This window comes from Enterococcus sp. 6D12_DIV0197 (genome assembly GCF_002174385.1).
GTDB classification, from domain to species: Bacteria; Bacillota; Bacilli; order Lactobacillales; family Enterococcaceae; genus Enterococcus_D; species Enterococcus_D casseliflavus.
The window spans coordinates 2376519-2389311 of sequence record NZ_NIBN01000001.1 but is presented as its reverse complement, the minus strand read 5'-3'; the positions used below and the strand labels follow the sequence as shown (position 1 = coordinate 2389311).

Genomic DNA, 12793 nt, shown 5'->3' with positions numbered 1-12793 from the left:
TATTCTTAAATAAAAAAAAGAATCTGAAAAGAAAAAATTGAAGAAAGCGATTGCTTTAATGTGATTAATTTCACTAATGTTTTCTTAAGAGTTGCTACAGTGGGAATTGTTTTATTAAAAAAAATACCCTTTTCACTTGTCATTTTCGAAGTTAAATGATAATTTATAAGAGTAAATGAAATTTCGATAGTACAGATTTAAACCCTGTTACATACGAAAGTGAATTTTTATATCAGAGAGGAAAGTGTGTCAAGATGGCAAAAAAACAAAAAGCACTTGATTTCCAAGCGATTTTGGAGCAAGTCAATGCAGATTTTCCAACTTACCAAGCTTTGGACAAAGACGGGAAAATTGTAAATCAAGAGTTAGTACCAGATTTAAGTGACGACGAATTAGTTGAATTGATGACTCGTATGGTATGGTCTCGTGTATTAGACCAACGCTCAACTGCGTTAAACCGTCAAGGTCGTCTAGGTTTCTTCGCGCCAACTGCTGGACAAGAAGCAAGCCAATTAGCAAGTCAATTTGCTTTTGAAAAAGAAGACGTTCTATTACCTGGTTACCGTGATGTACCACAGTTGATCCAACACGGTCTGCCATTGAAAGAAGCGTTCTTATGGTCACGTGGTCACGTTGCTGGGAACCTTTACCCAGAAGATTTAAAAGCATTGCCACCACAAATCATCATTGGTGCACAATACGTCCAAGCAGCCGGCGTTGCTTTAGGATTGAAAAAACGCAATAAGAAAAATGTTGTATTCACTTATACAGGTGATGGCGGTTCTTCACAAGGGGACTTCTATGAAGCAATCAACTTTGCAGGGGCATACCATGCAAACGCTGTATTCTACATCCAAAACAATGGTTTTGCGATCTCTACACCTCGTGAAGTACAAAGTGCGGCACCAACATTGGCACAAAAAGCAGCAGCAGCTGGGATCCCTGGTATCCAAGTTGACGGTATGGATCCATTGGCAGTGTACTATGTTTCTAAAGCAGCTCGTGAATGGGCAGCAAACGGCAACGGTCCTGTATTGATTGAAACCTTGACTTACCGTTACGGTCCACATACATTGTCTGGTGATGATCCAACCCGTTACCGTTCAAAAGACATGGACAGCGAATGGCAACAAAAAGATCCATTGGTACGTTTCCGTACTTACCTAACTGAAAAAGGACTTTGGTCTGAAGAAAAAGAAGAACAAGTCATTGAACAAACAAAAGAAGAAATCAAAGCAGCGATCGCTGAAGCTGACCGCGTGCCAAAACAAAAAGTTTCAGATTTCTTGAAAAACATGTTTGAAGTTCAACCACAAAACATTAAAGAACAAATTGCAACTTACGAAGCGAAGGAGTCGAAATAGTCATGGCACAAAAAACAATGATTCAAGCAATTACAGATGCCTTAGCTGTTGAAATGGAAAATGACAAAGAGATTTTAGTCTTTGGTGAAGATGTCGGTAAAAACGGCGGGGTTTTCCGTGCAACAGAAGGTTTACAAGAAAAATTCGGCGAAGATCGTGTCTTCGATACCCCTCTTGCTGAATCTGGTATCGGCGGCTTGGCTTTCGGTTTAGCATTAGAAGGTTTCCGTCCAGTTCCAGAAATCCAATTCTTTGGTTTCGTATTTGAAACCTTTGACGAAATCGTTGGTCAAATGGCGCGTACTCGTTACCGTATGGGTGGTACACGTAATTTACCAATCACTATTCGTTCACCATTTGGTGGCGGTGTGCATACACCAGAATTGCACTCAGATAACTTGGAAGGATTGATCGCTCAATCACCTGGTATCCGTGTCGTTATTCCATCAAACCCATATGATGCAAAAGGATTATTGATTGCTTCTATCCGCAGCAATGACCCAGTTGTTTTCTTAGAGCACATGAAACTTTACCGTTCATTCCGTGAAGAAGTGCCAGAAGAAGCATACGAAGTTCCTTTAGACAAAGCAGCAGTAACTCGTGAAGGTTCTGATGTTTCCATCATCACTTATGGTGCGATGGTTCGTGAAGCAATCAAAGCTGCTGACAACTTAGCGAAAGAAAACATCAACGCTGAAATCATCGACTTGCGTACAGTTGCTCCTCTTGATGTTGAAACGATCATCAAATCAGTTGAAAAAACTGGTCGTGTGGTTGTCGTTCAAGAAGCACAAAAACAAGCAGGTGTTGGCGCTCAAGTCGTTTCTGAAATTTCTGAACGTGCGGTTCTATCACTAGAAGCTCCAATCGGACGCGTGTCTGCACCAGATACGATCTTCCCATTCGGTCAAGCTGAAAACATTTGGTTGCCAAATGCAAAAGACATCGAAGACAAAGTGAAAGAAATCGTGAACTTTTAATAGTTGAAGAAGGGAAGAATAGAAAATGGCATTTCAATTTAAATTACCGGATATCGGTGAAGGAATTGCAGAAGGCGAAATCGTAAAATGGTTCGTCAAAGCAGGGGATACCATCAATGAAGATGATACCTTACTAGAAGTTCAAAATGATAAATCAGTGGAAGAAATTCCATCTCCAGTAACAGGAACAGTGAAAAACATCGTTGTCCCTGAAGGTACAGTCGCAAACGTTGGGGATGTCCTTGTTGAGATCGATGCACCAGGACATGAAGACAACGAAGGCGATGAAGGTGTAGCAGCAGAGTCTCAAACACCAGCAAAACCAGCGGCAGAACCTACAACGGAAACGGCTGAAGCATCAGCTGGTTCTTCTGAAGGCGCAGGCGTTTTCCAATTCAAATTACCAGATATCGGTGAAGGTATTGCAGAAGGTGAAATCGTAAAATGGTTCGTTAAAGCAGGAGATACCATCAATGAAGATGATACGTTGCTTGAAGTTCAAAACGACAAATCAGTGGAAGAAATTCCATCTCCAGTAACAGGAACAGTGAAAAACATCGTTGTTGCTGAAGGAACAGTCGCAAATGTTGGGGATGTTTTAGTTGAAATCGACGCACCTGGTCACAACAGTGCGCCTGCTTCATCAAGCACATCTGCAGAAGCACCAAAAGAAAAAGTGGAAACTTCTGGTTCAGCAAGTGTTGTTGAAGCAGCAGATCCTAACAAACGCGTCTTGGCTATGCCTTCTGTCCGTCAATTTGCTCGTGAAAAAGATGTTGATATTTCTCAAGTATCAGCAACAGGTAAAGGCGGCCGTGTAACAAAAGAAGACATCGAAAACTTCCTATCAGGTGGCGGACAAGCTGCAAAAGCTGAAACTCAAGCTCCTGCGAAAGAAGAAACAAAAGCTGCAGCAACTGAAAGCAAACCAGCAGCTCCAGCAAAAGCCTTCAAATCAAACTTAGGTGATTTAGAAGAACGTGTGGCCTTAACACCTACACGTAAAGCAATCGCTAAAGCGATGGTAAACAGCAAACAAACAGCACCTCATGTAACCTTGCATGATGAAGTTGAAGTAACAAACCTATGGGATAACCGTAAGAAATTCAAAGAAGTTGCTGCTGCAAACGGCACAAAACTTACTTTCTTACCATATGTTGTGAAAGCATTGACTGCAACAGTGAAAAAATTCCCTATCTTGAATGCGTCGATCGATGATGCAAAACAAGAGATCGTATACAAAAACTATTACAACATCGGTATCGCAACAGATACTGACCATGGTTTGTATGTACCAAACGTAAAAGATGCAGATCGTAAAGGCATGTTTGCTATCGCTGATGAAATCAACGAAAAAGCAAAACTTGCTCATGACGGCAAATTAGCTGCAGATGATATGCGTAACGGTACCATCACGATCAGTAACATCGGTTCAGTTGGTGGCGGCTGGTTCACACCAGTAATCAACTACCCTGAAGTAGCTATTTTGGGTGTAGGTACGATTGCGCAACAACCAATCGTAAACGCTGAAGGCGAAATCGTTGTCGGACGTGTGATGAAACTTTCATTAAGCTTCGACCACCGTATCGTTGATGGCGCAACAGCGCAACAAGCAATGAATAATATCAAACGTCTATTAGCTGATCCAGAGCTATTAATGATGGAAGGATGATTAACAAATGGTAGTTGGAGATTTTGCTGTTGAATTAGATACAGTTGTAATCGGTGCGGGACCTGGCGGCTATGTAGCTGCCATCCGCGCTGCTGAAATGGGACAAAAAGTAGCAATCATTGAAAGAGAATACATCGGCGGCGTTTGTTTAAACGTTGGTTGTATCCCTTCAAAAGCTTTGATCGCTGCAGGTCATCATTACCAAGAATCTTTGGATTCAACAATGTTTGGTGTAACAAGTGAAAATGTTTCCCTTGATTTTACCAAAACACAAGAATGGAAAGACAACAAAGTCGTTAAAACGTTAACTTCTGGTGTTGGTTTCCTATTGAAAAAACATAAAGTTGAAACAATTGAAGGAGAAGCTTTCTTCGTTGATGATCACACATTGCGTGTCATCCACCCAGATTCAGCACAAACTTACTCTTTCAACAATGCAATCATCGCAACAGGTTCTCGTCCAATTGAAATCCCTGGTTTCAAATTCGGCGGACGTGTCCTTGATTCAACTGGCGGATTGGCATTAAAAGAAGTTCCTAAAAAATTCGTTGTTATCGGTGGCGGTGTCATCGGTTCTGAACTAGGTGCAGCGTATGCAAACCTAGGTGCAGAAGTAACAATCCTTGAAGGTTCTCCTCAAATCTTGCCAACCTATGAAAAAGACATGGTCAAATTGGTTGAAGAAGACTTTGCGAAAAAAGGTGTAACAGTCGTTACCAACGCAATGGCGAAAGAAGCAATTGACAATGGCGATAGCGTAACTGTGAAATATGCCGTAGATGGTAAAGAAGAATCAGTTACTGCTGATTACGTGATGGTTACTGTTGGCCGTCGTCCAAATACTGATGACATGGGCTTGGAACAAGCAGGTGTTGAAGTAGGCGAACGCGGATTGATCACGGTTGACAAACAAGGCCGTACCAACGTATCAAACATCTACGCAATTGGTGATATCGTTCCTGGTGCTGCATTAGCACATAAAGCCAGCTACGAAGCAAAAATCGCTGCTGAAGCAATCTCTGGCAAAAAAGTTGCTGTTGATTACAAAGCGATGCCTGCAGTTGCCTTTACTGACCCAGAATTGGCTTCTGTCGGTATGACCATCAAAGATGCCAAGGATGCTGGAATTGAAGCAAAAGCATTCAAATTCCCATTCTCAGGTAACGGTCGTGCGTTATCTCTAGGAAAAACCGAAGGATTCATTCGCTTAGTAACAACGGTTGAAGACAATGTGATCATCGGTGCGCAAATTGCTGGTTTAGGAGCAAGCGATATGGTTTCAGAACTTGCTCTTGCTATTGAATCTGGCATGAACGCAGAAGATATCGCGTTAACCATCCATCCACATCCATCTCTAGGTGAGATCACAATGGATGCTGCTGAGTTAGCTCTAGGTTTACCAATCCACATTTAAGCTTTTTGAAACTCGTTCATCATTTGGTGAACGAGTTTTTTTATCACCAAAAATAAAGCGATCCTAAGCTATTGACAGAATCTTCTGTAAATGATACGATGCTCTTAATATTTCAACCGTTGATGAGGAAAGTACATTGATTTGGCAAGCCTAGAGAGTCTTCGTAGGGTGCAAGAAGAACTTGTAGAATCAATCGAAAATGGCCTCAGAGGTGATCTTCTGAACTTGTACGAAAGATAAGGAGATCCGGGTGCGCCCGCTATCGCGTCAGAGTATAACGACGTTTATTTGTCGCGTACTTGCTGAGAAGCATGCTGGAAAGTCTGCTTGAATAAAGGTGGTAACACGTAAACACGTCCTTTGATATCTCGATATCAGAGGGCTTTTTTATTTGTATTATTAAGGAGGAATAGTATGACAGAAAGATTTGAGACGATTCAATTACACGGAGGACAAACACCAGATCCTACCACAGGGAGTCGCGCCGTACCCATTTATCAAACCACATCGTATGTGTTTGAGGACGCAGATCAAGCGGCAGCGAGATTTAGTCTTAGTGAGAATGGCAATATCTATACCCGTATTACCAATCCGACAACGGCTGTTCTAGAAGAACGATTAGCCCTCTTAGAAGGCGGTGTCGGTGCGTTAGCAACGGCTTCTGGCTCAGCAGCGATCACCTATGCGATTTTAAATCTTGCACAAGCAGGAGATCATATCGTTTCTGCTGCTTCAATTTATGGGGGGACCTATAATTTATTCGCTCATACGTTGCCAGATTTTGGCATCACTACAAGCTTTGTTGATAGTGAAGATCTGGCAGCACTAAAAGCAGCCATCCAAGAAAATACTAAAGCAGTTTTTCTAGAGTCTTTAGGCAATCCAGATATTGATATTGCCGACTTTAAAAAGATTGCAGCGATCGCTCATGAAGCAGGGATTCCCCTCATCATTGACAATACCTTTGCGACTCCCTATCTGTTTCGAGGATTTGAGCATGGGGCGGACATCGTCGTTTATTCCACGACAAAATACCTCGGTGGTCACGGTGCTGCTTTGGGAGGGGCCATTATCGACAGCGGCAACTTTGATTGGACAAATGGCAAATTTCCCAAGCTGGTCGATCCCGATCATAGCTACCATGGAATCTCATGGGTAGAAGCCGCTGGTAACGCTGCCTATATCACTCGAGCACGAACGATTCTTTTACGGGATACAGGCGCTGCGATTTCTCCCTTCAATTCATGGGTGTTGCTGTTAGGCATCGAGACGCTTTCGTTGCGGATGGAACGTCATGTAGAAAATGCGCAACAAGTTGCTGAATTTTTAGCCAAGCACTCGGAAGTCTCTTGGGTTCATTTCCCAACACTGCCGGACAGCCCCTATTTTGAACGGGCGCAGGAGTATTTCCCCAAAGGGACCAGTTCCGTCTTTTCCTTTGGATTAAAGGGTGGAGCAGAAGCAAGCAAAACCTTTTGTGGCGCAACCAAGCTCTTCTCTTTGCTGGCAAATGTCGGGGATGCAAAGTCCTTGATCATCCATCCAGCTTCGACGATCCATTCCCAGCTTAGCGTAGAAGAACTTGCAGCAGCCAAAATTCGTCCAGAGACGATTCGCCTATCCATTGGATTGGAAAACATCAACGATCTATTGGAAGATCTCACGCAAGCCTTCCAACAGCTCTAAATAGTTGAAGCAGTAGGAAAAGCGCAGGATACTATGCTGCGCTTTTTTGTTGTCGGTTAGTGTTTCAAATAAAACTGCGGTTTCTGTTGATAGAAGGATAGTAAATCCATCGGTTCTATGCTATATTTAGTTGCTAAAGAATATGGATAAGGTGGGGGATGTATGCGTAATCATGCAAGTGACAAGAGGATTCGGTTTTACTACACAAGTTTGCAATTTCTTTATTGGATGATGTTTTGCTCAATCTATGGCTTTGCGACCCTTTTTTTGATTTATTTCAAGGTCGATCCAGCAAAAATTGGCGGTATTTTAGCCTTAGTCAATATTGCGTCTACGATCTTGCAGCCCTTCATCAGTCAAGTCATTATCAAAAAAAGTAAAGTACCGCTGATCGTTGTCTTGAAAACGATGACAATCGGCGTGGTCGCGGTGCTCTTAGCAGGTGTGATTTTCCCTGAATTCTCAATACTGACCTATGTTTTAGGAGGGATTTTGCTCGTTTCCATGCAGTCCTTTCTCAACGCCTTGGCGTTTGAATACACGAATAGCGGCAACAAAATCAATTTTGGTTTTTCGCGTGCGGGTGGGTCACTAGGATTTGCGGGGACCTCCTTTTTATTGGGGCAGCTCTTAGAGGAGTTTTCGGCAGCCCTTTTGCCTATGATCGCTATCGGGCAGGCTGTTTTGTTTCTCATTATTTTGCTTTTACTGCCAGCGATCAAGAAGCCAGAAATGCCCGTGATGCTGACAGAACAAAGTCATTCAGGGGCCTTTTTGAAAAAATATCCTTTTTTACTCTTTCTCTTTGTCGGGTTTAGCTTTCTTTTCAGCTTCCACACGATGATCAACAGCTTTTTGGCACAAATTTTTGCCGATATTGGCGGTGGCAGTAAGGAAGTTGGCATCGCCCTGATGGTTGCGGCGTTATGCGAATTGCCAGGCATGATTTTCTTTGAACAGTTAGTGAGGATACGGTCTAGCCGTTTTTGGCTGTTGTTTTCCAGTGTTGCCTTTGCCATTCGTGGGGTGCTGATGCTGTTGATCAGCTCCATTATCTTGATGGAATTGAGCCATTTGATGCAAGGAGTTAGTTTTGCTTTGTTTATTCCAGCTTCGGCTTATTTGTTCAACCATAGTTTGGCAGATGAAGATCGGGTTTTTGGACAAACGATTATTATCATTGCTACCACGATCGGTGGCGTGATTGGCAATCTTTTGGGCGGGATGCTGATCCAAAGCTTCGGTGTTTGGGAAATGCTTTTGGTTGGGACTGGGTTTGCCGTTCTAGGTGCTGCATTGACCTTTATCGGTGTGAAAAAAATCCCTAAAAGTAACAAGAAACTAGCGATCCTAAGCGAATGATCGATAGGTAGAAAAAAGAGTTGCGGCCGTATTTGCTTCGGTCGCAACTCTTTTGAATCTGATTAACGGGTACTATTTCTTTTCTAATACAGCGATAAATTCCCGCATATAGTCTGGTAGATCTGGAGGACGGCGGCTGGAAACGATATGTCCATCCGTAACCACAGGTGTATCCACCCATGTGGCTCCAGCATTTGTCATATCATCTTTGATGCCTGGTGTACTGGTGACCGTCTTGTCTTTCAAGATATTCGCAGAAATCAAGACCCAGCCTGCATGACAGATTTGACCAATGACTTTTTCGTCTTTGTCCATCGTTTGCACGAAAGAGATGACCTCTGGGAAACGTCGTAATTTATCAGGCGCCCAACCACCTGGAACTAAGATGGCATCGTAGTCATCGGCATGAATATCAGAAAAAGCATAGGCTGATTCTGCGGGTACACCGTATTTGCCAATATACGTTTTATGCGCTTCTTCACCGACTAAATCGACTTGCGCGCCTTCTTCCCGTAACCGATGGACCGGGTACCACAGTTCTAAATCTTCGAAATCATTGTCGACTAAGGCAATGATTTTTTTGTTTTCTAAACGCAAGAGAATTCCTCCTTTTTCTTGTTATTCTTACTGTAACATCATGCAAAGAGAAACACCAAAAGTATGCTTCTTAAAAAATGCCAAGAAGCTATTTTGAGAATGGTCATTCAGAGAAATGGTAGTGATGTAAGCGTTGTAATCATTAGGAAAGTAAGAGATAATGAAAGAAAGCCAAAGGAGGCGAAGATGTGGAAGCATTCGAAAATGCTCGAAAATTTATTTACAAAAACGCGCGCCCTTTAGACCTTGCTCGTTGGCAGTATCATTTTGAAAATGGATCTCGCGAGGCTGTATTACAGGCGTTACAATTCTACCAAAATGAAGATGGTGGGTATGGGCATGGTTTGGAACCTGATCATTGGAATCCCAACAGTACACCGATTGCAGTGTGGGAGGCATGTCGAATTTTAAGAGAGCTTGAATGCCTTCATTCGACAAATCCACAAGTCCAAGGGATTTTAAGGTATTTAGCTAGTGGAAAAGAGTTTTCTGAAGGGAAATGGTTCAACCAAGTGCCGTCAACGGTATCCTATCCGCATGCGATTTGGTGGGAAAGTCCTGTAGGCGTGCCAGCAGACAACCCAACAGTAAGTCTAGCTGGTATGATCTTAAAAACAGGGGAAGCTACCCTCTATCAAAAAGCACAAGAAATCGTCGAAACAGCAGTTGCAAGTTTCCTTAAGGAGCCAACCAGTGAAATGCACACATTAGTCGTCTATCTAGAATTATTACAAGACTGTGAAGAAATCCAGTATCAGCCTGTTTTAGCAAATGAACGCTTTCGCGAGATCTTATTCCAGCAAATTCGCCATACTGTCTCAAACGAGCCAGAAGAGTGGTTCACGTCTTATGTCAGCAAACCTTCAAATTTTTTCTTTACAAGAGAGCAGCTGCTTGGGATCTTTAGTGAAGAATTATGTAAAAAAGAAGCCCAAGAAATTTTAAAATACCAACAAGAAGATGGATCATTTGTCATTCCATGGCAATGGGGAACGGATTACCCAGAGTTTTTCATAAGTAAACAGTGGTGGAAATCAATTACTATCATTAAAAATTTTTTGTTTTTGCAGGCTTTTCTAGACGAACCTTTTTGAAATTGGTCATTTTCTAATAAGCAATCTCGTTGAAAGAACAAAGGAATTTCCTTCTTATTTGAGATTCATGGGTTTCAGCTTCTAAAAATCTCAATAGTTTGTATACAAGAGGTACATTCATTGCTAGGATGTACCTTTTTTGCAGCGGAGGCTCTGACCTATTTTTAATTTTGTGGTACACTGAATAAGATGAATAGGAGTGGTAATATGCGGGATTATCAATATCCTCTTGACTTAGATTGGTCGACAGATGAAATGGTCGTCGTCATGAAGATGTGGGAACGATTAGAACAAGCCTATGAAAAAGGCCTTCCTAGTAGTACGTTTCTTGAGGCGTATCAAGCCTTTAAGAAAGTCGTTCCTAGCATTGGCGAGGAACGCCGTTTAGGCAGAGAATTTGAAGAACTATCAGGCTATTCGCTGTACCATGCTGTGCAGGCAGCGAAAAAGACTGAGGGAAAACTAAAAATGAAAGGGTAGATCAACGAATGCATGAAATCGTTAATGAAGTTCGCCAGTGGATGATCGCTGCAGGTGAAACGATCAAAGACAATTTAAATAAAGAAGACTTAGTGGTCGAGACAAAATCAGGACGGAAAGACTTAGTGACAGAATTGGATAAAGCCACGCAAGATTTTCTGATTGGTAAGATCCAATCCTATGATCCGGATGCCAAAATTTTAGGTGAAGAAAACGGACTGGACACACTTGCCGACATGAGTGGGCGGGTCTTCATCATTGATCCGATCGATGGAACGATGAATTTCGTGTTAGAAAAAGAAAACTTTTGTATCATGATCGCGATTTACGAAGAGGGCAAAGGGCGCTTTGGCTTTGTCTATAATGTTATGAAAGATGAATTCTTATGGGGTGGTCCAGAGATTGGTGTCTATAACAATGGCGAGAAGATCGAACCGCCGAAAGATATTGCCTTATCCGAAGGTCTCGTTGGCTTGAATTCGCCTATGTTGATCCATAACCGCCACCACGAAACCGAGGTCAGTGACAAAGCATTAGGCATTCGTATGACTGGCTGTGCTGGGGTAGAGCTGATTGCCCTCGCTAAAGGACAAAGAGCAGGCTATCTTTCTCATCTTGCGCCATGGGATTATGCGCCAGGGGGCGTTTTGTTAGAAACCCTTGGATTAAAAATGGCAAACATCAAAGGAGAGCCGCTATCCTTGAATGGACGGGAATTGTTCGTAGGCGGTACACCGAAAGCTTTTGAAGAATTATTGGCGATCGTCAATCAATAAGGAAGCTTGCGTACTATCTGATAATCGATGAACTGATACGCATAGAAAAAAAGGCTGGAAACTCCGTTTCCCACTCGTTGGACCTGGTGGGAGTCAACGCTGTCCTTAAGTAGCGAAAACGGTAGCCCAGCCTTTTTAGTTCGCAGTAAGTTCTTTTTGTACCAGCTTTAATGCTTCACTGACGATTTGATCCATATCTAAATACCGATAGGAGCCGAGACGTCCACCGAATAAGACTTGCGACTGTTTCGCTGCCAGCTGTTTGTATTTTTTATACAGCTGGTTATTTTTTTCGTCATTGATTGGATAGTAGGGCTCAGCATCCGTCGTGAATGGCGCTGGATATTCCTTGGTCAGAATGGATGTGCCAGGATCACCTTGCTTATCGAAGTGTTTCCATTCCATGCTGCGCGTATAGGGAATCCGTTCATCCGTGTAATTGATCACGGGATTTCCTTGAAGGTTTGGTGATGGATGTTTGGTTGTTTCAAAACGTAACGAACGATATTCTAGAGGACCGTATCTTTGGTCGAAAAAGGCATCGATCGGTCCTGTATAGATTATTTTAGGAAAACGTGCTAAATAGGCTGCTTTTTCAGCTTCAAAGTCCGTTTTCAAACAAACATCGATCCGATCATCATCTAATAATTTCTGGAAAATCGGCGTATAGCCGCCTTCGGGAATCCCTTGAAACCGATGATTGAAATAATTGTTATCATAGGTGAAACGAATCGGCAGTCGACGAATGATAAAGCTCGGCAGCTCGCGAGGGGGCTTTCCCCATTGCTTCTGAGTATAGCCGGCAATCAGCTTACGATAAATATCGGTTCCCACTAATTGGATCGCCTGTTCTTCAAGATTTTTAGGCTTACCTTTCACTCCAGCACTTTCAATCTGTTCAGCGATCATCGCTTGTGCCTCTGTCGGTGTTCGTACCCCCCAGAGTTGATAAAAGGTGTTCATATTAAAAGGCAAATTATAAAATTGATCTTGATAGTTCGCTAAGACTTGATTGGTAAAAGGAATGAAGTCAGCAAAGCGATGCATGTATGCCCAAATATGTTTACTATCCGTGTGGAAAATATGGGCGCCGTATTGATGAACGGTGATGCCGTCTTCTTGATAAGTATATAAGTTGCCTCCGATGTGGTCACGCTTATCGATCACCAGACAACGATGCCCTTTTCTGGCTGCTTCATGGGCAAAGATCGACCCGAATAAGCCCGCACCAACGATCAAGTACTGGTAGTTGCCAGTCTTCATGTGTTCGCTCCTCTCAGCTTTTGTTTAAGATATACAAATTCTAAGATAAAGGCTGCCACCGATCAAAGCAAGCGTTTTCTAAAAGAGTCAAAGAATCTTTATAAT

11 protein-coding genes and 1 other annotated feature are annotated in these 12793 nt (G+C 42.6%); of the genes, 9 read left to right on the top strand and 2 right to left on the bottom strand.

The window, feature by feature from the left end; genetic code table 11:
• Window positions 1–254 precede the first annotated feature (254 nt).
• The 6 genes from pdhA (at window position 255) to A5867_RS11055 (ending at window position 8478) form a co-directional block, all read left to right on the top strand.
• On the top strand, window positions 255–1364 hold the full coding sequence (gene pdhA, locus A5867_RS11080; protein WP_005231936.1) for a pyruvate dehydrogenase (acetyl-transferring) E1 component subunit alpha: 1110 nt from the start codon (window positions 255–257) through the stop codon (window positions 1362–1364).
• 2 nt (window positions 1365–1366) lie between these two features.
• Window positions 1367–2344 (top strand): alpha-ketoacid dehydrogenase subunit beta, encoded by a 978-nt coding sequence (locus A5867_RS11075; RefSeq protein ID WP_005230047.1) that lies wholly within the window; start codon window positions 1367–1369, stop codon window positions 2342–2344.
• Window positions 2345–2369: 25 nt separating this feature from the next.
• Window positions 2370–4016 carry a dihydrolipoyllysine-residue acetyltransferase gene (locus A5867_RS11070; RefSeq protein ID WP_005230050.1) on the top strand — a complete coding sequence of 549 codons (1647 nt, stop codon included), beginning with the start codon at window positions 2370–2372 and terminating at the stop codon, window positions 4014–4016.
• Between the two features lie 7 nt (window positions 4017–4023).
• Window positions 4024–5430 (top strand): dihydrolipoyl dehydrogenase, encoded by a 1407-nt coding sequence (lpdA, locus tag A5867_RS11065; protein WP_005230052.1) that lies wholly within the window; start codon window positions 4024–4026, stop codon window positions 5428–5430.
• A gap of 110 nt (window positions 5431–5540) precedes the next feature.
• Window positions 5541–5794: a binding site (T-box leader), on the top strand.
• Between the two features lie 50 nt (window positions 5795–5844).
• Window positions 5845–7116, top strand: coding sequence for an O-acetylhomoserine aminocarboxypropyltransferase/cysteine synthase (locus A5867_RS11060; RefSeq protein WP_087627615.1), 1272 nt, complete (start codon window positions 5845–5847; stop codon window positions 7114–7116).
• Window positions 7117–7278: 162 nt separating this feature from the next.
• Window positions 7279–8478, top strand: coding sequence for an MFS transporter (locus A5867_RS11055; protein WP_087627614.1), 1200 nt, complete (start codon window positions 7279–7281; stop codon window positions 8476–8478).
• 72 nt (window positions 8479–8550) lie between these two features.
• Here the strand turns inward: A5867_RS11055 and A5867_RS11050 are convergent, their stop codons facing one another.
• Window positions 8551–9075 (bottom strand): type 1 glutamine amidotransferase domain-containing protein, encoded by a 525-nt coding sequence (locus A5867_RS11050; RefSeq protein ID WP_087627613.1) that lies wholly within the window; start codon window positions 9073–9075, stop codon window positions 8551–8553.
• 188 nt (window positions 9076–9263) lie between these two features.
• Here A5867_RS11050 and A5867_RS11045 point away from each other — a divergent pair, with 188 nt between their 5' ends.
• From A5867_RS11045 to A5867_RS11035, 3 genes are all read left to right on the top strand, one after another.
• Window positions 9264–10169 carry a hypothetical protein gene (locus A5867_RS11045; RefSeq protein WP_087627612.1) on the top strand — a complete coding sequence of 302 codons (906 nt, stop codon included), beginning with the start codon at window positions 9264–9266 and terminating at the stop codon, window positions 10167–10169.
• Window positions 10170–10376: 207 nt separating this feature from the next.
• On the top strand, window positions 10377–10649 hold the full coding sequence (locus A5867_RS11040) for a UPF0223 family protein (protein WP_008381425.1): 273 nt from the start codon (window positions 10377–10379) through the stop codon (window positions 10647–10649).
• Window positions 10650–10657: 8 nt separating this feature from the next.
• Window positions 10658–11425 carry an inositol monophosphatase family protein gene (locus tag A5867_RS11035; RefSeq protein ID WP_016611043.1) on the top strand — a complete coding sequence of 256 codons (768 nt, stop codon included), beginning with the start codon at window positions 10658–10660 and terminating at the stop codon, window positions 11423–11425.
• A 135-nt stretch (window positions 11426–11560) separates the two neighbouring features.
• Here A5867_RS11035 and glf read toward each other — a convergent pair whose 3' ends face one another.
• Window positions 11561–12688: a UDP-galactopyranose mutase gene (glf, locus tag A5867_RS11030; protein ID WP_087627611.1), complete on the bottom strand. Its 1128-nt coding sequence runs from the start codon at window positions 12686–12688 to the stop codon at window positions 11561–11563.
• Window positions 12689–12793: the final 105 nt, after the last annotated feature.

What these genes read in the sequence shown, in the direction of transcription:
- A5867_RS11055 (WP_087627614.1), top strand. Translation starts at nt 7,279, where the DNA reads ATGCGTAATCATGCAAGTGACAAGAGGATTCGGTTTTACTACACAAGT.
- pdhA (WP_005231936.1), top strand. Translation starts at nt 255, where the DNA reads ATGGCAAAAAAACAAAAAGCACTTGATTTCCAAGCGATTTTGGAGCAA.
- A5867_RS11070 (WP_005230050.1), top strand. Translation starts at nt 2,370, where the DNA reads ATGGCATTTCAATTTAAATTACCGGATATCGGTGAAGGAATTGCAGAA.
- glf (WP_087627611.1), bottom strand. Translation starts at nt 12,688, where the DNA reads ATGAAGACTGGCAACTACCAGTACTTGATCGTTGGTGCGGGCTTATTC.
- A5867_RS11040 (WP_008381425.1), top strand. Translation starts at nt 10,377, where the DNA reads ATGCGGGATTATCAATATCCTCTTGACTTAGATTGGTCGACAGATGAA.
- A5867_RS11075 (WP_005230047.1), top strand. Translation starts at nt 1,367, where the DNA reads ATGGCACAAAAAACAATGATTCAAGCAATTACAGATGCCTTAGCTGTT.
- lpdA (WP_005230052.1), top strand. Translation starts at nt 4,024, where the DNA reads ATGGTAGTTGGAGATTTTGCTGTTGAATTAGATACAGTTGTAATCGGT.
- A5867_RS11035 (WP_016611043.1), top strand. Translation starts at nt 10,658, where the DNA reads ATGCATGAAATCGTTAATGAAGTTCGCCAGTGGATGATCGCTGCAGGT.
- A5867_RS11060 (WP_087627615.1), top strand. Translation starts at nt 5,845, where the DNA reads ATGACAGAAAGATTTGAGACGATTCAATTACACGGAGGACAAACACCA.